The sequence below is a fragment of the Citrobacter sp. C5_2 genome (assembly GCF_014596845.2).
Classification (GTDB): Bacteria; Pseudomonadota; Gammaproteobacteria; order Enterobacterales; family Enterobacteriaceae; genus Citrobacter; species Citrobacter werkmanii.
Genome location: NZ_CP115032.1, coordinates 2,098,175 through 2,118,783 on the forward strand (window position 1 = coordinate 2,098,175; position 20,609 = coordinate 2,118,783).

The 20,609-nt window shown below is 52.7% G+C and carries 16 protein-coding genes; 10 read left to right on the top strand and 6 right to left on the bottom strand.

Annotated elements, in window-relative coordinates; translation table 11 throughout:
* The first annotated feature begins 10 nt into the window (after positions 1 to 10).
* Genes tap through cheZ form a run of 5 tightly spaced genes read left to right on the top strand, consistent with a single transcriptional unit; the run spans position 11 to position 4,616 of the window.
* Entirely contained in the window at positions 11 to 1,612 is a 1,602-nt protein-coding gene (gene tap, locus ICA20_RS10170) for a methyl-accepting chemotaxis protein IV (protein ID WP_038641474.1), read from the top strand.
* Between the two features lie 19 nt (positions 1,613 to 1,631).
* The gene (gene cheR / locus ICA20_RS10175; RefSeq protein ID WP_038641472.1) at positions 1,632 to 2,504 is read left to right on the top strand and encodes a protein-glutamate O-methyltransferase CheR; all 873 of its coding nucleotides are present in this window, start codon (positions 1,632 to 1,634) and stop codon (positions 2,502 to 2,504) included.
* Positions 2,501 to 3,550 carry a chemotaxis response regulator protein-glutamate methylesterase gene (locus tag ICA20_RS10180; protein WP_038641470.1) on the top strand — a complete coding sequence of 350 codons (1,050 nt, stop codon included), beginning with the start codon at positions 2,501 to 2,503 and terminating at the stop codon, positions 3,548 to 3,550. The genes cheR and ICA20_RS10180 overlap by 4 nt, the downstream gene beginning before the upstream one ends.
* A gap of 18 nt (positions 3,551 to 3,568) precedes the next feature.
* A complete protein-coding gene (gene cheY, locus ICA20_RS10185) occupies positions 3,569 to 3,958 on the top strand; it encodes a chemotaxis response regulator CheY (RefSeq protein ID WP_038641468.1) in 390 nt (129 codons plus the stop codon).
* Between the two features lie 13 nt (positions 3,959 to 3,971).
* Entirely contained in the window at positions 3,972 to 4,616 is a 645-nt protein-coding gene (cheZ, locus tag ICA20_RS10190) for a protein phosphatase CheZ (protein WP_038643245.1), read from the top strand.
* Between the two features lie 50 nt (positions 4,617 to 4,666).
* On the opposite strand, the gene ICA20_RS10195 is transcribed toward cheZ, so the two are convergent.
* The 4 genes from ICA20_RS10195 to ICA20_RS10210 all read right to left on the bottom strand — a co-directional run bounded on the left by ICA20_RS10195 (position 4,667) and on the right by ICA20_RS10210 (position 9,691).
* A complete protein-coding gene (locus tag ICA20_RS10195; RefSeq protein WP_230592245.1) occupies positions 4,667 to 5,626 on the bottom strand; it encodes a fimbrial protein in 960 nt (319 codons plus the stop codon).
* A gap of 186 nt (positions 5,627 to 5,812) precedes the next feature.
* The gene (locus ICA20_RS10200) at positions 5,813 to 8,341 is read right to left on the bottom strand and encodes a fimbria/pilus outer membrane usher protein (RefSeq protein ID WP_038641465.1); all 2,529 of its coding nucleotides are present in this window, start codon (positions 8,339 to 8,341) and stop codon (positions 5,813 to 5,815) included.
* Positions 8,341 to 9,036: a molecular chaperone gene (locus ICA20_RS10205; protein WP_038641463.1), complete on the bottom strand. Its 696-nt coding sequence runs from the start codon at positions 9,034 to 9,036 to the stop codon at positions 8,341 to 8,343. The genes ICA20_RS10200 and ICA20_RS10205 overlap by 1 nt, the downstream gene beginning before the upstream one ends.
* Before the next feature lie 79 nt (positions 9,037 to 9,115).
* Entirely contained in the window at positions 9,116 to 9,691 is a 576-nt protein-coding gene (locus ICA20_RS10210; protein WP_038641461.1) for a fimbrial protein, read from the bottom strand.
* A gap of 490 nt (positions 9,692 to 10,181) precedes the next feature.
* On the opposite strand from ICA20_RS10210, the gene flhB reads away from it, so the two are divergent.
* From flhB to ICA20_RS10235, 5 genes are all read left to right on the top strand, one after another.
* Positions 10,182 to 11,333 carry a flagellar biosynthesis protein FlhB gene (gene flhB / locus ICA20_RS10215; RefSeq protein WP_038641457.1) on the top strand — a complete coding sequence of 384 codons (1,152 nt, stop codon included), beginning with the start codon at positions 10,182 to 10,184 and terminating at the stop codon, positions 11,331 to 11,333.
* On the top strand, positions 11,326 to 13,404 hold the full coding sequence (flhA, locus tag ICA20_RS10220) for a flagellar biosynthesis protein FlhA (RefSeq protein WP_006684120.1): 2,079 nt from the start codon (positions 11,326 to 11,328) through the stop codon (positions 13,402 to 13,404). Before flhB ends, flhA begins: the two co-directional genes overlap by 8 nt.
* On the top strand, positions 13,404 to 13,796 hold the full coding sequence (gene flhe, locus ICA20_RS10225) for a flagellar protein FlhE (protein WP_038641455.1): 393 nt from the start codon (positions 13,404 to 13,406) through the stop codon (positions 13,794 to 13,796). The genes flhA and flhe overlap by 1 nt, the downstream gene beginning before the upstream one ends.
* Positions 13,797 to 14,057: 261 nt before the next feature.
* On the top strand, positions 14,058 to 15,644 hold the full coding sequence (locus ICA20_RS10230; RefSeq protein WP_038641453.1) for an MFS transporter: 1,587 nt from the start codon (positions 14,058 to 14,060) through the stop codon (positions 15,642 to 15,644).
* Positions 15,645 to 16,784 (top strand): glycoside hydrolase family 105 protein, encoded by a 1,140-nt coding sequence (locus tag ICA20_RS10235; RefSeq protein ID WP_038641451.1) that lies wholly within the window; start codon positions 15,645 to 15,647, stop codon positions 16,782 to 16,784.
* Here ICA20_RS10235 and mrdA read toward each other — a convergent pair.
* Entirely contained in the window at positions 16,756 to 18,693 is a 1,938-nt protein-coding gene (mrdA, locus tag ICA20_RS10240) for a penicillin-binding protein 2 (protein ID WP_038641449.1), read from the bottom strand. The two genes, ICA20_RS10235 and mrdA, sit on opposite strands and share 29 nt — an antisense overlap.
* Before the next feature lie 182 nt (positions 18,694 to 18,875).
* Positions 18,876 to 20,609, bottom strand: coding sequence for an arginine--tRNA ligase (gene argS / locus ICA20_RS10245; protein WP_038641447.1), 1,734 nt, complete (start codon positions 20,607 to 20,609; stop codon positions 18,876 to 18,878).

Genomic DNA, 20,609 nt, shown 5'->3' on the forward strand with positions numbered 1-20,609 from the left:
GGGAGCGTTGATGTTTAATCGTATTCGAATTTCGACCACGCTGTTTTTGATTTTAATCCTCTGCGGTGTTTTGCAGATTGGCAGTAATGGCTTGTCCTTCTGGGCATTTCGGGACGGTTTTCAAAACCTGAATCAGGTCGAACGGAGTAACCAACAACGCGCTGCGCTGGCCCAAACCCGCGCTGTGTTATTACAGGCCAGTACGGCCCTTAATAAGGCAGGAACGCTGACTGCACTGAGCTATCCGCCAGAGGATATCAAAGCCTTGATGACGCTTGCGCGCGATAGCCTGGCGCAGTCCGAGTCAATGTTTAAACGCTTTATGGCGACGTCGGATACCACAGAAGAAGAGAAGGCGCTGATTGTCGCGACGGAGAAAAGCTTTAGCCAATGGCACAGCGATCTTGTTCATCAGGCAACCTGGCTTGAGAACAACCAATTGTCAGATTTTCTGACCGCGCCGGTGCAGGCTTCGCAGGCTGCTTTTGATGCGAATGTTAACGCGTGGCAGAGCAACATCGACCGCGTGTTGCAAACAGCAGGGGATCTCAGCCAGCGAAATTATCATATGTCGGGGGTGATTTTTGCCGTCATGGTGGTACTGGCGGTGCTGTTAACCAGTGCGGCGTTGTACTGGTCGCGCAAGATGATTGTCCAGCCGCTGGCGATTATCGGTAGCCATTTCGACAGCATTGCCGCGGGTAACCTGGCACGGCCGGTAGCAGTTTATGGTCGCAATGAGATCTCGGCCATTTTTGCCAGCCTGAAGAAGATGCAGCAGGCGCTGCGTGAAACGGTGAGTGAAGTTCGCCAGGGTAGCTCAGCCATGCACAGCGGCATTTCAGAGATCGCGATGGGCAATAACGATTTGTCTTCACGAACTGAACAGCAGGCGGCTGCACTGGCGCAAACGGCCGCCAGTATGGAACAACTCACTGCCACCGTTGGGCAGAATGCGGATAACGCGCGCCAGGCTTCAGGAATTGCTAAAAGTGCGGCAGACATAGCCCATAAAGGTGGCGAACAGACGTCGCGGGTCGCCAGTACTATGCATGAGATTTCCGCCAGCTCGCAGAAAATTGGCGACATTATCGGGGTGATTGACAGCATTGCCTTTCAGACCAATATCCTGGCGCTGAATGCCGCTGTAGAGGCTGCCCGAGCGGGGGAACAGGGGCGCGGTTTTGCCGTTGTTGCTGGAGAAGTGCGCAATCTGGCCAGCCGGAGCGCACAGGCAGCAAAGGAAATTAAGGGACTGATTGAGGAATCTGTCACCCGGGTTCATCAGGGATCGCAGTTGGTCGATATGGCGGCGCGCACGATGACAGAAATTGTCAGCTCTGTGACCCGGGTGAACGACATCATGGGGGAGATTGCCTCGGCGTCTGATGAACAGCGCAGAGGTATTGAACAGGTGGCGCAGGCCGTCAGCCAGATGGACTCCGTGACGCAGCAAAACGCCGGGCTGGTGGAAGAAGCCGCATCCGCCACCGGACAACTCGCCACGCAGGCCGATCATCTTTCTGCCTGTGTCGCATTTTTTAAGCTTGAAGAGCAAAACGTAGCAAAACAAGAGTTGGCGCAACCGCAGGTTGTGCCCGTTGTATCCTGAATGTGATTGAGAAGGCGCTATGACATCATCTCTGCCCTCCGGGCAAACGTCATTATTGTTACAGATGACACAGCGCCTCGCGCTGTCTGACGCGCATTTTCGTCGGATATGTCAATTAATCTACCAGCGTGCGGGGATCGTACTGGCCGACCATAAGCGGGACATGGTTTATAACCGCCTGGTCCGCCGCCTGCGAACCCTGGGTCTGGATGACTTTGGTCGCTATCTCAGCATGCTGGAAGCTAACCAGAACAGTGCTGAGTGGCAGGCTTTTATTAATTCTCTGACCACCAACCTGACCGCGTTTTTTCGCGAAGGGCATCATTTTCCGGTGCTGTCGGATCATGCTCGTCGGCGTAGCGGTGAATACCGCGTCTGGAGCGCGGCGGCGTCAACCGGAGAAGAGCCGTACAGCATCGCCATTACGCTCGCCGATACCTTAGGTATGGCGCCGGGCCGCTGGCGTGTTTTTGCCAGCGACATTGATACCGAAGTTCTGGAAAAGGCGAGAAGCGGTATTTACCGCCTTGATGAGCTTAAGACGCTGTCACCCCAGCAGTTGCAGCGTTATTTCATGCGCGGCACCGGACCGCATGAAGGGCTGGTACGCGTCCGGCAGGAACTGGCGGGGCATGTTGAATTTTCCAGCGTGAATTTACTGGATAAGCAGTACAACGTGCCTGGGCCCTTCGATGCCATATTTTGCCGTAACGTAATGATCTACTTCGATAAAACGACGCAACAGGACATATTGCACCGTTTTGTTCCACTTCTTAAACCAGATGGGCTGCTGTTTGCAGGTCATTCAGAAAACTTTAGCAACCTCGTGCGCGAGTTTAGCCTGCGTGGACAGACCGTATATGCGCATGCGCCAGGTAAGGATAAAGCATGAGTAAAATCAGGGTGTTGTCGGTTGATGATTCTGCATTGATGCGTCAAATCATGACCGAAATTATTAACAGCCACAGTGATATGGAAATGGTGGCGACGGCGCCAGATCCGTTGGTCGCCCGGGATTTAATCAAAAAATACAATCCCGACGTACTGACGCTGGATGTGGAGATGCCGCGCATGGACGGTCTCGACTTTCTTGAGAAGTTGATGCGTCTGCGTCCGATGCCGGTCGTCATGGTCTCTTCTCTGACCGGTAAAGGTTCAGAGGTCACGTTGCGGGCGCTGGAGTTGGGGGCGATTGATTTTGTCACTAAACCGCAGTTGGGGATCCGTGAAGGGATGCTGGCCTACAGCGAAATGATCGCAGAGAAGATCCGCACTGCGTCGCGGGCAAAACTGGCGGCTCATAAACCCATGGCGGCACCAACGACCTTGAAAGCAGGGCCATTACTCAGTTCGGAAAAATTGCTGGTGATTGGCGCCTCAACCGGAGGAACAGAGGCAATTCGCCATGTACTCCAGCCATTGCCGCTTTCAAGTCCAGGTATTCTTATCACCCAGCATATGCCGCCAGGATTTACCCGCTCGTTCGCCGAACGTCTGAACAAACTGTGTCAGATCACGGTGAAAGAAGCCGAAGACGGGGAACGCGTTCTCCCGGGGCATGCGTATATTGCGCCCGGTGACAAACATATGGAGCTGGCGCGTAGCGGCGCGAACTACCAAATCAAAATTCATGACGGCCCGCCGGTTAACCGGCACCGGCCTTCAGTGGATGTGCTGTTCCATTCGGTGGCGAAACATGCGGGGCGTAATGCGGTGGGAGTGATCCTGACCGGCATGGGCAACGACGGCGCCGCCGGGATGTTAGCGATGAACCAGGCTGGCGCCTGGACCATTGCGCAAAATGAAGCAAGTTGTGTGGTGTTCGGCATGCCGCGCGAGGCCATCAATATGGGTGGCGTAAGCGAAGTGGTCGATCTTAGCCAGGTAAGCCAGCAAATGCTGGCGAAAATCAGTGCCGGACAGGCAATACGTATTTGAATCAGGAGTCTATTTTTTATGGCGGATAAAGAGCTTAAGTTTTTGGTTGTGGATGACTTTTCCACCATGCGTCGCATCGTGCGTAACCTGCTCAAAGAGCTGGGGTTCAACAATGTTGAAGAGGCGGAAGACGGCGTGGATGCGCTGAATAAGCTGCAGACTGGGGGATTCGGTTTTGTCATTTCCGACTGGAACATGCCGAATATGGACGGCCTGGAACTGCTGAAAACCATTCGTGCAGATGGCGGAATGTCTTCCCTGCCAGTGCTGATGGTCACGGCAGAAGCGAAGAAAGAAAACATTATTGCGGCAGCACAGGCAGGCGCCAGTGGTTATGTCGTTAAACCGTTTACGGCGGCGACGCTGGAAGAAAAACTCAATAAGATCTTTGAGAAACTGGGCATGTGAGGGTGTGATAATGATGATGCAACCACAAATTAAACCTGCTGACGAACACTCTGCAGGGGACATCATCGCGCGCATCGGCAGTTTGACCCGAATGCTGCGCGACAGCCTGCGCGAACTGGGGCTGGATCAGGCTATTGCCGAAGCGGCGGAAGCGATTCCCGATGCCCGCGATCGTCTCGATTACGTTGTGCAAATGACTGCACAGGCGGCAGAGCGCGCGCTGAACAGCGTGGAAGCTTCGCAACCGCACCAGGACGCGATGGAAAAAGGGGCCAAAGAGCTGACAAAACGCTGGGATGAATGGTTCGAAAATCCGATCGAGCTGTCTGACGCCCGGGAGCTGGTCACCGACACCCGTCAGTTTCTTGGTGACGTGCCCGGACATACCAGCTTCACCAATGCCCAGTTGCTGGACATCATGATGGCGCAGGATTTCCAGGACCTCACCGGTCAGGTCATCAAGCGTATGATGGATGTTATCCAGGAAATTGAACGTCAGCTGCTGATGGTTCTGCTGGAAAACATTCCGGAGCAGGGCGCTCGTCCAAAACGTGAAAACGAAAGCTTGCTGAACGGCCCGCAGGTTGACACCTCAAAAGCCGGCGTGGTGGCAAGTCAGGATCAGGTTGACGATCTGCTGGATAGTCTCGGGTTCTGATTGTTGCGCGAGTCCCCTCAGGCCGCAGATTAGGTCTGAGGGGAAAGTTCTCAGCGTAAATCCATTTTAACGGTCATGTTGCCTTCAAAGCTTCCTGGTTCCGGGCGGCTGGCGGTGGTAGAGACCGGCGCGGCCGTCATGTTAATTATGCCATTTCCCTGTTCATCCAGCGTAACCGGAAAGTCCACAGAACCATCCAGTACTACGTTCTGATTATTTGCATCAAACATTCTGATACCGAGATCGTTTCTGCCAATCAGTTTGGCGATGTAGGACTGACTACCCTCTACCACGCCCTGATCGGCGGTCAACGTCAGCTTAATCTTGTCGCTGTTGCTGATGGCGGGGCCGTCACAATGGTAGGCGATATCGACATCTTTCAGCGTATAACCTTTTGGCGGTTGCCCCTGGTTAACAAACTGACTGCTGATAATACTCCCCATATCAACCTCAATGGTGCTTCCAGCATTAATCGTACAACTGAGAGGGGCGGTAAGCTTACCGCTCAGCCAGATATTGGACACCAGTTGAGCATCGGTGTTGCGGCAAGAACCATTTCCTGTATACAGACAGGCATAGCTTTGCACAACCAGCGTGGGGTTGATGATCTCTTCACCCAGAATCGGTTTTTTAATGTACAGATAAAAGCGAATCACGCTGAGCTTGAACTTTCGTTTGACCGTTGCGCCACCGGTCGGTCGCGTTTCGTTGTTACAGACATCTGCCGTCCCTTCCGACAGTTTTTGGTCTGCCTTTTGACTGCCCATATTGCCGATTGGGGTCGGGTACTCGGTGATTTTGATCTCACTTAACCCCATGCCATCGGGATTGTCGATAGCGTCGTTAAATCCCGAAACCTTGATATCCAGGTTCTCTGTTAAGACTCCGTATCCACTGACGCCTGCCGTCAGCGGACTACCGGCGAAGTTGTATTCATAAATCATCGATGCTGATGTGGTATTGGCGGGACATGTGCAATTGGCTTCGATCTCAGTCCCGGTACCTGGCATGTAGCTCCCCGTTAAGTATGAATAATTTGTATTGTTTTCTGTGCTGCTGAGTTCATGCTCATATGACACTGAATAGTCAGCAGATGCTCCAAAGCAATTTGTTAACAGCGTTATCGCAGCCTGGACTGAGGCTGGCAATAGAAAGAGAACCGAGGTCAATACGACCGCAAAAATGTGGCGCATAGGTTATTCCTGTTTGCAAATGGCCTGAGTAGAGAGAATCCCTGCGAGATTCGCAGCGTGTTCGGGTTCAGGGAGTACCACGCTGGCATGGCATTGTTGTTCACGAGCCTTACCCCATTGAATGGTTATCGGAAAGGTCGCCGGAACCCCTGCGAGGTAGACGGTGCCGGTATCATCAACGATGCCGAGAATTGAGGCATTATCGACGGAGACCATTGCACCGAAAGGAATCACTTGTCCCCTGGCATTGGTGAGATGGAGAAGCGCCCGATAACCGATGTGCGCGACAAAGTTTGCCGCCACCGCTGCGCTACGGCTTGGAATGACGGTGGTGGCAGTTGCATCGGTATCAACATCATCCGGCAGGCTGGTGGTATCAATTCGGATGCTGTTTTTCTGATACGGCGTCAGGGAGGGGATGACAGCATTACCCTGCCAGTCGGTGCGGACACCGCGCTGATTCTGAAAGCGGATGCCTTTTGCCCCTTGAGCAGAGACTATGGCAAACTGATCGCCCAATGGTTGAGAAAAGGTGATGCCGTGAGGATGGGCGACAATCGCGCCGCTGGCACCCAGATTCAACTGTTGCGAGCGGTCCGATGAAGTGTAATAGCCGGCGTTCATACTGGCGTATTGCGAGCGGTAGCTGCTGTACAGACTGCTGGTATCTTCGCCGTCGTGATTGCTGTGGCTTTGCTGCAGGGAATAGCTCAGACGCTGATCGTCAAGTAGCGTGCCGTTCAAGCCGATATTATGGCGGGTATAGCCATGTTTGCTGCTGCTGACGTTATAGGTCGACCATGCGTTGGGCAACCAGCGGCTGAGAGGCACGCTGAGTCCAAAGGCGATCATCTGATCGTCTTGTCGATCGCTGGTTTTACTGTAGGTATAAGTCAGATGATAGCTAATCCCATTTATTGTCGTATTTACTCCGGCAGACAGGCTGCGTTCAGTTTCTGAGGTTCCCCAGTAGTCCTGCTGATAACCGTTCAGGTAGATGCTGCTGCCCAGCAATGTTTGGCTGATGCTGGCCTGAATTCGGTTGCGTTTGTTATAGCTGAACATCAGGTCATCTTCATTACCGCTGTATTTCTTATTGGCATCACTGAAGCTGTAATAGCCCTGCGTAGAATAGCGATAGCTGGCGAGCGTGAAGTTGGTGGCGGTACGCTCGATCTTGCCCGAGTAAAGCAGGCGATACGACTGACCGGAACTTGTTTGATCATTATCCAGCGTGGCTCTGGCTGCCGTGACGTCAGCCGAAAGGGCGCCCAACTCGCCCAGTGCTATACCGATCCCGGCGTTCGCAGCCTGATAATCACCAGAAGAGGTGACTCCGCCGAACAGCGTTGCGGCATTGTTCAAACCGTAGATAAAACTGGCCTGGGCGAATTCGGGTTCTTTCTCGTCGCTGCCGCTGGCCGCCCGGTAACGGGCCGCGGTGACTTCGTATTTTATCCTGCCGGGACGTAACATCACGGCGGTGCTGGAGTAGGGTTGGGTAAAATGATGCTCTGTGCCGTCGGCTTCTTTTACCGTGATATCCAGATCGCCGCTGTTGGTTGTCGAGTAGAGATCGGAAATCTCAAAAGCCCCCGGGGCAACGTTTTGCTGGTAGATCAAATAGCCATTTTGCCGGATGGAGACTTCCGCATTTGAACTGGCGATCCCGCGTATAACGGGCGCGTAGCCGCGCTGGCTGAACGGTAACATTTCGTCATCGGAGGCCAGATTTACACCTGTGTACTGAATACTGTCGAAGACATCGCCACGGGTGCTGTTTTCACCCGCGATAAACTGGCTGCGTAGCACATCAATATCATGCTGCAGATAGGTATTAATGGCATCCCAGGCATTGATGCTTTCAGATTTGCTCCAGGTAGAATAGTTGCGTACCCGCCACCCGCCCAGGTTAAGACCACTACGCAGATTGAGGTACTGGCTGTCAGAGGTATTATGGTTACCGTCACGGGTCTGTGAACCTGAATAACTGTAATCCGTAAACAGAACCGGTACGCCGTCATCCCACTGTGACGGGTCAATACCATCCCTGGCCGGATTCGCAATGGCGGCCTGCGGCATGCTGATATTGAGCGTCATCGTGGAAAAGTCGAGCGATGATGAGGCTTGCGGGATGTAATACCCCAGAGGGTGTAGGAGAGGTACATTCGCTGGCGCATCCGCAAGTGCTGGATAGTTCTCAATTTTAACGCCCCAGTGGCGCAGCATTTCTGGCGTCAACTGTGCCTGAAGCGTACCATCCGTGGCACTTGTATAGGTAACCGGTTCTTCACCCAGCAACGTCTTATTGAGCTGTAGCCGCGAAGGCCAGGTACCGGGCAGTTGCGCATTTTCGCGGGAGAAAAGCGACAAATCGATATCCTGTTGCGAGAGTTCGTTGCCCTCCAGTGATGAAGAGGAAAAGGAATATTCCCGTGCGAAAGCATGGCCTGAAACGACAAATGCAATGCTGAGAAGACCGCGGATTAGCAGCGACAGCCTCGAAGGAGCAAACGTAGAACGTCGCAACATTAACCCCCCTTGCTCAACGGGGCCGAGTATTGTTGCGAGGCATTTCCGTAGTCGGTAATACAGTGCCAGGTAACCTGATCACCGTTAGCTTGCACGGGCAGCGGGAAAGTGGCGGTGCTGAAAGGTGCCACCATATCCGCCTTCGGAAGTGAAACTGCGCCCAAGTGTAAGCTATCGAAAACCGTATAGAAGGCGTTATTATTCGTTACCTGTAATTGATTACCTGAACGCACAAACTGTAACTTCTCGCAGCTTTGTGCCGGTGAACCCGTAATATTTTTAGGGCGCCAGAGCAGTTTGAGACGGGTTTTATAGATTAGCCGAAGAATATTTTTACTTTCATTTTCTTTGGCGGTCGCCGGAATAGTGCGCACGTTCATATAAAACAGCGATTCTTTATTCTCTGGCAGTGGCGTGCCGTTCCAGGTGATACGCAGGCTCTGCTCTTTTTGCGCGTTGAGGCGAAAAAGCGGCGGGGTAACGATAAAAGGTCCGCGCGTCTTCTCATCCCCCGTATCGGTCCACGACTGAATTAACCATGGCAGTTGCGTGTCAGTATTAGTCAGCGCCAGCGCGACCTCTTTTTTGTTAGCGTCAAAAATAATCCGTGTGCGGCCAACCTGAATTCCACTCGCCGGACAAAAACACGAGTAAAAGAGAGGAGGGAATAATGCCACCATAATAAGGATACGCATAAAATGGACCCGTAATAGGTTAAATATTATCGATGGTATTAAGCGCCTGGAAATATTCCAGGCGTAAAAATAGAAAGTGTTAGCGATATAAAATATTAATTGTCATGTCCGCATCAGCCGGGCCAGCGGTGACTTCTTTTGCGAACGATTTATAGCGAGCCTGAAGGTGAGCCTGAATGGTATCGGTGGACTCTGTTGATAGCGGAATATAAACTTGCCCCTCTGAACCATCGAAGGCCAACAATGTTGTTGGTGAGTTGATCGGGCTAAGTGCAATACCCACTCCGGTAGCTGCCGTCTCTCCTGCGGTCGTGATCTGACTGACGTCAAGAAGCGTATTGGACTTGGTTAATGCGGTAGGGCCATTAAAGGTTAACTGCACGGAAGTCAGACCTTCAGTCGTCACCGGACAGTCAGTCAGTTTTATATCGACATCAACCAGATCTGTTTCTGTACCTACAGTGGTAAATAATGATGTCGGCCACGTACCCAGCGGTATAGTGCTGTCCGTACCATCATCTCCATCAATGACACAACTTGGTTCAATGATTTCTCCGGTAAAATGAATCGTCCCTGCATTCATTTCTGCGGCTAATACATTAAATGAATATGCTGACAGCAGAGCAAAAAATACAGCGCTTTTCTTCATCTTCATGATTTGATAATCCCTGTAAGTGTTAATATTTTATTCCATAAAAATATGGGTGTAGCTCAACGGTAATATTATTCGGTCGCCAGTATACATGAGGTTTAATCGTTGTGGAGTAGGGCGGGGTTAAGTGGGTTATAATTAAAGCTTATGATTTTTTATTTTATTATTGAGTCTGAAGGGAATGATATATAATGTGATTATGTTAAGCAATTCTTATATTGCTTTCTTCTAAAACTTAGGCGGAATTGCTATTTTTTTATTCGATTTTGTTCTGTTGACAGAGTTATGTTCGTCTTTTTTTAATGTTTCTTAATTCAGAAATTAATAAATATTATGCTGTGATAGCTATTTTAGCCGCGATGAGACGGTATTGCGCAGGATCTATCCGCCGGGTAAACCCCGAAAAGAGCATGATTGCGCGGTTTTTTCTCGCCATTGCTTACGGACCATGCTGGCATGATAAGTCAGACGTAATGGGTAACGAGCACGTACTGTGGCAGAAGAAAGCGACGACGACAAAACAGAAGCCCCCACACCCCACCGACTTGAAAAAGCCCGGGAGGAAGGGCAGATCCCCCGATCCAAGGAGCTGACTTCACTGCTTATTTTGCTGGTGGGAGTGTGCATTATCTGGATTGGTGGGGAGTCGCTGGCCCGCAGACTGGCTGGCATGCTGTCGGCTGGGCTACGGTTTGACCACAGTATGGTCAATGACCCCAATCTGATCCTCAGCCAAATCATCCTGCTGATTAAAGACGCGATGATTGCGCTGTTGCCGTTGATTACTGGCGTCGTTCTGGTGGCATTGATCTCACCCGTGATGCTTGGTGGCTTGATCTTCAGTGGTAAATCTCTGCAACCCAAGTTCTCTAAGTTGAATCCGCTGCCAGGCATTAAACGCATGTTTTCCGCGCAAACCGGTGCCGAACTACTCAAAGCGATACTGAAGTCCACGTTAGTGGGAAGCGTGGCCGGATTTTATCTCTGGCATAACTGGCCAGCGATGATGCGGCTGATGGCGGAATCACCGATTACGGCGATGGGCAATGCCCTGGATTTAGTCGGTATGTGCGCGCTGTTGGTGGTGCTGGGCGTCATTCCCATGGTCGGGTTCGACGTTTTTTTCCAGATTTATAGCCATCTGAAAAAGTTGCGCATGTCGCGTCAGGATATCCGTGACGAATTTAAGCAAAGCGAAGGTGACCCGCACGTTAAGGGCAAAATACGGCAAATGCAGCGCGCGGCGGCACAGCGTCGCATGATGGCGGATGTACCGAAAGCGGACGTCATTGTGACCAACCCCACGCACTACTCGGTGGCGTTGCAGTATGACGAGAACAAAATGAGCGCGCCGAAAGTTGTTGCCAAAGGCGCGGGGCTGGTGGCGTTACGTATTCGTGAGATTGGTGCCGAGCATCGTGTCCCCACGCTAGAAGCACCACCACTGGCGCGTGCGTTATATCGTCATGCAGAGATTGGTCAGCAAATACCGGGGCAATTATATGCCGCCGTTGCCGAAGTGCTGGCATGGGTATGGCAGTTAAAACGCTGGCGTCTGGCAGGCGGCAATCCGCCACCACAACCTGAAAACCTTCCGGTGCCTGACGCACTGGATTTCCTGAACGAGAAGAATACTGATGGCTAATCTGGTCGCGATGCTGCGCCTGCCCGGCAACCTCAAATCCACGCAATGGCAAATCCTTGCCGGGCCGATCCTCATTCTGCTGATCCTGTCGATGATGGTGCTGCCGCTGCCGGCTTTCATCCTCGATCTGCTGTTTACGTTTAATATTGCGCTGTCGATCATGGTGCTGCTGGTGGCGATGTTTACACAGCGCACGCTTGAGTTTGCTGCATTCCCGACGATTTTGCTGTTCACCACATTATTGCGCCTGGCCCTGAACGTCGCGTCGACGCGTATCATTTTGATGGAAGGACATACCGGTGCGGCCGCGGCGGGGAAGGTGGTTGAAGCCTTTGGCCACTTCCTGGTGGGCGGTAACTTTGCCATCGGGATCGTGGTTTTCGTTATTCTCGTCATCATTAACTTTATGGTTATTACCAAAGGCGCCGGTCGTATCGCTGAAGTTGGCGCACGCTTCGTGCTGGATGGTATGCCCGGCAAGCAGATGGCGATTGATGCCGACTTAAATGCCGGACTGATTGGCGAAGATGAAGCCAAAAAACGCCGTTCGGAAGTGACGCAGGAAGCGGACTTCTACGGTTCGATGGATGGTGCGAGTAAATTCGTACGCGGAGATGCCATCGCCGGTATTTTGATCATGGTGATCAACGTGGTTGGCGGCCTGTTGGTCGGGGTGCTACAGCATGGTATGAGCATGGGCAGCGCCGCGGAAAGTTATACCCTGCTGACTATCGGTGACGGCCTGGTCGCGCAGATCCCCGCGCTGGTTATCTCAACGGCGGCGGGTGTTATCGTGACCCGCGTGAGTACCGACCAGGATGTAGGCGAACAGATGGTGACCCAACTGTTCAGTAATCCAAGCGTTATGCTGCTTAGTGCAGCGGTGCTGGGTTTGCTGGGCCTGGTACCTGGTATGCCAAACCTGGTATTTTTGATGTTTACCGCCGCATTACTCGGCCTGGCCTGGTGGATGCGTGGCCGCGAACTCAAAGCGCCTGCTGAACCTCAGCCGGTAAAAATGCCGGAAAATAACTCTGTGGTGGAAGCCACCTGGAACGATGTGCAACTGGAGGATTCACTGGGAATGGAGGTGGGTTATCGCCTGATCCCAATGGTGGATTTTCAGCAGGATGGCGAGCTACTGGGGAGAATTCGCAGTATTCGTAAGAAATTTGCCCAGGATATGGGCTTCCTGCCGCCGGTGGTCCACATTCGCGACAATATGGATCTGCAACCCGCCCGCTATCGCATTCTGATGAAAGGGGTGGAAATTGGCAGCGGGGACGCCTATCCCGGACGTTGGCTGGCTATTAACCCGGGGACGGCGGCAGGTTCGTTGCCGGGAGAGAAAACGGTCGATCCGGCTTTCGGTCTGGATGCTATCTGGATTGAGAGCGCATTGAAGGAACAGGCGCAGATTCAGGGCTTTACGGTGGTTGAAGCCAGTACCGTTGTCGCTACGCATCTGAATCACCTGATTGGTCAGTTTGCCGCTGAGCTGTTCGGGCGTCAGGAAGCGCAACAGCTTCTGGACCGCGTCTCACAGGAGATGCCAAAACTGACAGAAGATCTGGTCCCTGGGGTTGTGACGCTGACCACACTGCACAAAGTGCTGCAGAACTTACTGGACGAAAAAGTACCGATTCGCGATATGCGCACCATTCTTGAAACGCTGGCTGAACATGCGCCGCTGCAAAACGATCCGCATGAGCTTACTGCGGTAGTCCGTGTTGCGCTGGGGCGCGCCATCACCCAGCAATGGTTCCCGGGTAATGAAGAGGTTCAGGTTATTGGTCTGGATACCCCGCTTGAACGTTTGCTGCTGCAAGCATTACAGGGCGGCGGCGGTCTGGAGCCTGGTCTGGCAGACAGGCTGCTGGCCCAAACTCAGGAAGCGCTCTCCCGCCAGGAAATGTTGGGTGCGCCGCCGGTATTGCTGGTTAATCACGCGTTGCGCCCGTTACTGGCACGCTTTTTACGCCGCAGCATACCGCAACTGGTGGTGTTATCGAACATGGAGCTTTCCGATAACCGCCATATTCGTATGACGGCGACCATTGGAGGTAAATAATGCGTAACTTACTGTGGCTGTTGGTTTTTCCTTTGGTGGCGCAGGCGGCCGGAGAAGGGGCATGGCAGGCGAGCGGAATGGGCATCACCTTAAACCATCGTGGTCAGTCAGCCTCGTCCGCACCTCTGGTTCCCAGTCAGCCCGTCTCGGGATTGATGACCCTGGTGGCGTGGCGCTATGCGCTTAATGGCCCAACTCCTGCGGGGTTACGTGTGCGTTTATGTTCTCAGTCCCGCTGTGTCGAGCTGGACGGACAAAGTGGCACCACCAACGGGTTTAATAATGTTCCCGCCATCGAACCGATGCATTTTGTCTGGGAAGTCCCCGGCGGCGGTCGTCTGATCCCCGCCTTACAAGTACAGAGCAATCAGGTAATAGTAAACTATCGTTAACGCCTTCCTTCATTAGGCCAGCAGCAGAAACTGCTGGCTGCTTCGCAATTTTAGCCCGCCGCTTTGATTAAAAAGAAACGCTGTTTTATAAAATTGGTGACATACGTTGCCGGACTCTTTGTGCTGTTGCCATTTCGCGAACATCCCTGGCAGAAACAGAAAGGTTTCACTTCCTGTTAGCTTTTACTGTGACCCTGTAAGGACGCCCAATATCAACGCGAGGATTGCGGGGCCTCCCAATAATGTGCAGGGGTAACGGCAATGAAGACACGTAAAATCGGACTGGTTAACTATTTTGCCTACGGTTCGGGGGATTTTTTGGGCGCAGGCACCACGGCATTAACCGCCGCCTGGCTGCTCTATTTTTACACTACGTTTTGTGGCCTGACGCCTATCGAGGCGACCTTCATTTTTGCCACCGCCAGGGTGTTGGATGCCGTGGTTAGCCCGTTAATGGGTTTTTTAACCGATAACTTTGGTTCCACCTGGCTCGGTAAACGCTTCGGGCGACGTAAGTTTTTTATTCTGCTGGGGATCCCCTGCGTCTTTAGCTACTCGCTGATGTGGGTGGGTGACATGGGTTTCTGGTACTACCTGCTGACCTATCTGATTTTTGACGTGGTCTACACCATGATTCTGGTGCCTTATGAAACGCTGGTGCCCGAAATGACCGATGACTTCAAACAGAAAACCAAGTTTTCCGGCGCGCGTATTTCGATGGCGCAAATGTCAGCTATTCTGGCCTCGTTCTTACCCGGCGTTCTGCTGACGCTGTTTGGCAAAGATAACCCGGTGTCTTTTTTCTACGCCAGCCTGGTGTTCTCTGTGCTGTGCGCGCTGATGCTGATTTTCGTCTGGTTCTTTACCTGGGAGCGCCCACGTGCTGAGTGGACTGAAGCCGCGCTGCGAGCCGAAGAAGAGAAGAAAAAGCTGACCTTTAGCCAAAGCATGACCCGTCTGTTTGTTGAACTGAGTTCAACACTGCGCATCCGAATCTTCCGCCAGCATTTAGGAATGTATCTCGGCGGCTATATAGCGCAGGACGTTTTTAACGCCGTCTTTACTTACTATGTGGTGTTTGTGCTGATGCAGGAAGCCTCGATGGCGTCAAACCTGCTGGGAACGATGGCTATCTTCCAGTTCATTGCCGTTATCGCCATGATCCCATTGTGTATCCGCTTTGGACCCGCGCCATCATACCGGATGGTGGTTGTCCTGTTTGGCGCGAGCTCTCTCTCTTATGCGCTGCTTTACTATGCCGGGTTAAGCGATGTTTATTCTCTGTTGCTGCTGGTCTCTGCCATTGCGGGTCTGGGACGCGGCGGTATCAATTATGTTCCCTGGAATACCTACACCTATATTGCTGACGTTGACGAAGTGATTACCGGCCAGCGCCGGGAAGGGATCTTCGCCGGCATTATGACGTTAACGCGTAAGGCGTCACAGGCGGGAGCGGTGATGCTGGTTGGGATTGTCATGCAGATGTCCGGTTTTGTCTCCGGTCACAGCGTACAACCCGCGGCAGTCAGCCATACCATTTTGTTAATTCTGAGCTGCGGTACGCTCATTGTTCTGGCGCTGGGTTTCCTGGTTTCCTTGCGCTTCAAACTGAACCTGCAAACCCACAGTACCCTGCGTGAAGAGACCGCAAAAATGCGGGCATCGGGACGCCCCGTGCCGGAAGGGCTCTCCGCCAAAGGCCGCGCGACCGTAGAGATGCTGTCGGGCATGCCATATGAATCACTTTGGGGCAACAACAATATTGGTTACCTGAATCGTAATAAGCCAGCAGCACCGAAACTGGAAAAGGGTGCCGCATTGAATTCGACATTGACAGAGGTGAAGTAAATGATTGTTTACCCGGTTAAACACAGCCCGTTATTGCGTCAACCAGACCATTTTATTGCCAGGGATGAATTAAAAACGTTGATTAAAAAGGTGACGCATAACCTGGTCAATATTCATGATGAGACGGGCGAATTCCTGCTGCGTCTGGACGACGGCCGCGTTATTGATACCAAAGGCTGGGCGGGATGGGAGTGGACGCACGGCGTCGGCCTGTACGGGATGTATCAGTATTATCAGCAAACCGGCGATGAAACGATGCGCGATATCATCGATAGCTGGTTTGCCGATCGCTTTGCTGAAGGTGCGACCACCAAAAACGTTAACACTATGGCGCCGTTTTTAACTCTGGCGTATCGCTATGAAGAGACGCGTAACCCCGCGTATCTGCCGTGGCTCGACAGCTGGGCTGAGTGGGCCATGCATGATATGCCGCGTACCGAATTCGGCGGTATGCAGCACATTACGCTGGCGGAAGAGAATCATCAGCAAATGTGGGATGACACGTTGATGATGACGGTTTTGCCACTGGCGAAAATCGGCAAGTTGCTCAACCGTCCAGAATATATCGAAGAGGCAACCTATCAGTTCCTGCTGCATGTGCAGAACCTGATGGATAAAGAAACGGGGCTGTGGTTCCACGGCTGGAGCTATGAAGGGCGGCATAATTTTGCCAACGCCCGCTGGGCACGTGGTAACAGCTGGTTAACTATCGTGATCCCGGACTTCCTCGAACTGCTCGATTTACCAGAAAACAGTGCCGTTCGCCGCTATCTGGTGCAGGTCCTGCACGCGCAAATCGCGGCGCTGGCAAAGTGTCAGGATGACAGTGGGTTGTGGCACACGCTGCTGGACGATCCGCAGTCGTATCTGGAAGCGTCAGCTACCGCCGGATTTGCGTATGGGATCCTCAAAGCAGTACGTAAACGCTATGTCGGTCAAGATTATGCTGCGGTGGCCGAAAAAGCCATCAGAGGCATTGTGCAACATATCTCACCAGAAGGTGAATTGATGCACACCTCGTTTGGTACCGGAATGGGGCACAATCTCGATTTTTACCGCAATATCCCGCGGACCTCCATGCCATATGGACAGGCCATGGCGATACTGTGCCTTACCGAATACTTGCGTAAGTATTTTTGATCTCGTTGGCAGAGGGGGCTGCCGCTAACGGACCTGATTGTTGATTCACCTCTGTTTGCGCGGCATTATCCTGCGGCGCAAACAGATGATCCATGATTTGCCGCATGACCGGCGCGGCGGTAACACCGTCGCTGCCGCCGTTTTCGAGGATTAACGCCACGGCGACTTTCGGGTTCTTATAGGGCGCAAAAGCGGTATAAAACACATGGTCGCGCAAACGGACAGGAATCATTTTCGCATTGTAGGTCTGATTTTCTTTCAGGCTGAAGACCTGCGATGTGCCACTTTTCGCCGCAATGCCGTAAGGTGCGGTGTGAAAGAACTTATACCCGGTACCGTTTGGTTCATTTGCCATGCCGAACATCGCCTGACGCACCAGCCCCCAGTAGGGTGACGACGCAGAGGCGATTTGCGACGGCGGTTCAGGAGCCTGGTATGGCGTGAGGGTTTTGCCGCTTTCTTCATCGAGTAGCAGGTGAGGAGCGATGACTTTGCCGTTGTTAATCAGCGCTACCATAGCCTTTACCATCTGGATCGGCGTCGCAATCCAGTAGCCCTGGCCGATACCGACAGAAATGGTATCCCCTTGATACCATGCTTTTTTATGTACTTTCTGTTTCCATTCGCGGCTCGGGAGCAGGCCGTTATACTCTTCATCAAGATCGATACCGGTCGGTTTACCGTAACCAAACTGGCTGAGCATGCTGTTAATCCGGTCGATCCCCATCATATACGCCACCTGATAAAAGAAGGTATCGGCGGATTCTTCAATCGCTTTGGTGACGTCCAGCATACCGTGACCGGTTTTTTTCCAGTCACGATAATGTCGCTCGGTGCCGGGTAGCGTCCAGGTGGGCGCGCCGAAGAAACTGGTCTGCGGGGTGATGACGCCGTTCAGTAACGCTGACATCGCCATGTAGGGTTTGACCGTGGAGGCAGGAGGATATAACCCCTGCGTGACGCGGTTGATTAAAGGCAGGTCTTTATCCTGCAACAGCTTGTTATAGTCCTGATAGCTGATGCCTTTGACAAACGGATTGGGGTCATAGCTGGGATTGGAGACCATCGCCAGCACGGAACCGTCGTGCGGATCTTCCACCAGTACTGCCGCACGCTGGCCCGCCAACAGACTCTCAATGTATTGCTGTAAATGTAAGTCCAGCGTCAGATGGATATCTTTCCCGGCAACGGGCGGCACATCCTTGATCAAGCGGACGATGCGTCCGTGGTTATCGACTTCCACCTCCTGATAACCGGTTTTTCCATGCAGTTCGTTTTCGTAATAGTGCTCAATACCCTGCTTGCCGATGTTGTGATCGGCGGCATAGTTTTCTGCCAGACCTTTTTTATCCAGTGCTTTCAGATCGTTGTCGTTGATTTTTGAAACATAGCCAAGGACATGCGCCAGTGCGGCCCCATAGGGGTACTGGCGGTCTTCATAGCTATTGATATTGACGCCACTGAAACGAAACTGGTTAACCGAGAAGCGAGCGATTTCTACATCGGTCAGCGCATTTTTTAGCACTACCGGGCGATAACGGCTGCTGGATTTTAGCTCATGGCGGAACTGGTCAATGTCATCCGGGGTGAGGTCAACGATCGGCGTTAGCTGCCTGATTAGGGTATCCATATCGCTGATTTTATAAGGCGTAACGGAAATGTCGTACCAGGTTACGTTGCGCACCAGCGGGATGCCGTTGCGATCGTAAATCATGCCTCGCGTTGGGGCGACGGGCAGCATTTTGATGTCGTTTGCATTCGAGCGGGTGGTGTAATACTGGTGCTGACAGATTTGTAAATTGTAGAGATTGTAAATCAGGATGCCAAAACAGATAACCACAAGGCCAAAGGCCACTATCACACGCCGCTGGAAGAGTTTTTCTTCCGCCTCAAAATCTCTGAATGTCATTGACCCGTACCCGATTAATTCGCCGCCTAATGATACGGAGGCTCAAACGGGATGACAGGCAAAAAATGTTCCATATCTCTACGGAAATGTGTCATTCCTTGTGAGTTGTTACAGATAGCCTGTTACGGAAATAAAAAAGGCCTGAGTCCGCGTTACTGACTCAGGCCTCAATCATTGCGTACTTACATACGTTCTACGGTTTCGATACCCAGCGTATCCAGACCCAGCTTCAGGGTTTTCGCCGTCAGTTGCGCCAGTTTCAGACGGCTGTTACGAATCTCTTCGTTCTCCGCGCTGAGGATAGGGCAATGCTCGTAGAAGCCGGAGAACAGACCCGCTACGTCGTACAGGTAGGCACACATCACGTGCGGCGTACCTTCACGGGCCACGACGGTGAGCGTTTCTTCAAACTGCAGCAGACGCGCAGCCAGCTGGGCCTCGCGATCTTCATTGATAATGACCTGCGCATTTGCCAGCGTGCTCTCGTCGATTTCCGCTTTACGGAACACGGACAGTACGCGGGTGTAGGCATACTGCATGTACGGCGCGGTGTTGCCTTCAAACGCCAGCATATTGTCCCAGTCGAAGATGTAGTCAGTGGTACGGTTTTTGGACAAATCCGCATATTTCACTGCGCCGATACCGACCGCATTCGCCAGCTTTTCCAGCTCATCGGCAGGCATATCCGGGTTCTTCTCAGCCACCAGACGACGCGCGCGTTCCAGCGCTTCATCCAGCAGATCGGCCAGTTTAACCGTACCGCCCGCACGGGTTTTGAACGGTTTACCGTCTTTGCCCAGCATCATACCGAACATGTGGTGTTCCAGCGGCACGGAATCCGGCACATAGCCGGCTTTACGGACGATGGTCCAGGCCTGCATCAAGTGCTGATGCTGACGGGAATCGATGTAATAGAGAACGCGGTCGGCATGCAGCGTTTCGTAACGATATTTGGCGCAGGCGATGTCGGTGGTGGTGTAGAGATAGCCGCCATCTTTCTTCTGAATGATAACACCCATCGGTTCGCCTTCCTTGTTCTTATACTCATCAAGGAATACGACGGTAGCGCCTTCGCTCTCAACGGCCAGACCTTTCGCCTTCAGATCGGCCACGATACCAGGCAGCATCGGGTTGTACAGGCTTTCCCCCATGACGTCGTCACGGGTCAGCGTGACGTTCAGGCGGTCGTAAGTTAACTGGTTCTGCGACATGGTAATGTCGACAAGTTTGCGCCACATCTCACGGAAGTACTCGTCGCCGCCTTGCAGTTTAACAACATAGCTACGGGCGCGTTCTGCGAAGGCTTCATCTTCGTCGTAATGTTTTTTCGCATCACGGTAGAAACCTTCCAGGTCAGCCAGCGCCATCTCTCCGGCGTTTTCCTGCTGCTGTTTTTCCAGCCATGCGATCAGCATACCGAACTGAGTACCCCAGTCGCCGACGTGGTTAGCACGAATAACATTGTGGCCGAGGAACTCCAGCGTACGCACCGCAGCGTCACCGATGATGGTGGAACGCAGGTGACCCACGTGCATCTCTTTCGCTACGTTAGGCGCGGAGTAGTCGACAACAACGGTTTGTTTAGCCGGTTGGGTTACGCCCAGACGATCGGAGGCCAGCGCCTGCTGAACATGCTGCGCCAGAAATGCCGGATCGAGAAAAATATTGATAAAGCCCGGGCCAGCAATTTCAACCTTGCTGGCAATCCCGTTGAGATCCAGATGAGTCAGCACCTGCTCAGCCAGTTGTCGCGGCGCCATACCCAGTTTTTTAGCGACAGCCATCATGCCGTTGGCCTGATAGTCACCGAACTGTATTTTTGCTGACTGACGAACCTGCGGTTCGCAATCTGCAGGCGCGCCTGCAGCAATCATGGCCTGACTGACTTTTTCTGAGAGAAGAGCCTGAATATTCAC

Coding starts and splice junctions, on each gene's coding strand:
- cheZ (WP_038643245.1), top strand. CDS start 3,972: ATGATGCAACCACAAATTAAACCTGCTGACGAACACTCTGCAGGGGAC.
- ICA20_RS10180 (WP_038641470.1), top strand. CDS start 2,501: ATGAGTAAAATCAGGGTGTTGTCGGTTGATGATTCTGCATTGATGCGT.
- cheY (WP_038641468.1), top strand. CDS start 3,569: ATGGCGGATAAAGAGCTTAAGTTTTTGGTTGTGGATGACTTTTCCACC.
- ICA20_RS10195 (WP_230592245.1), bottom strand. CDS start 5,626: ATGCCAGGTACCGGGACTGAGATCGAAGCCAATTGCACATGTCCCGCC.
- ICA20_RS10210 (WP_038641461.1), bottom strand. CDS start 9,691: ATGAAGATGAAGAAAAGCGCTGTATTTTTTGCTCTGCTGTCAGCATAT.
- tap (WP_038641474.1), top strand. CDS start 11: ATGTTTAATCGTATTCGAATTTCGACCACGCTGTTTTTGATTTTAATC.
- flhe (WP_038641455.1), top strand. CDS start 13,404: ATGCGTAACTTACTGTGGCTGTTGGTTTTTCCTTTGGTGGCGCAGGCG.
- flhA (WP_006684120.1), top strand. CDS start 11,326: ATGGCTAATCTGGTCGCGATGCTGCGCCTGCCCGGCAACCTCAAATCC.
- mrdA (WP_038641449.1), bottom strand. CDS start 18,693: ATGACATTCAGAGATTTTGAGGCGGAAGAAAAACTCTTCCAGCGGCGT.
- ICA20_RS10235 (WP_038641451.1), top strand. CDS start 15,645: ATGATTGTTTACCCGGTTAAACACAGCCCGTTATTGCGTCAACCAGAC.
- ICA20_RS10205 (WP_038641463.1), bottom strand. CDS start 9,036: ATGCGTATCCTTATTATGGTGGCATTATTCCCTCCTCTCTTTTACTCG.
- ICA20_RS10200 (WP_038641465.1), bottom strand. CDS start 8,341: ATGTTGCGACGTTCTACGTTTGCTCCTTCGAGGCTGTCGCTGCTAATC.
- ICA20_RS10230 (WP_038641453.1), top strand. CDS start 14,058: ATGAAGACACGTAAAATCGGACTGGTTAACTATTTTGCCTACGGTTCG.
- cheR (WP_038641472.1), top strand. CDS start 1,632: ATGACATCATCTCTGCCCTCCGGGCAAACGTCATTATTGTTACAGATG.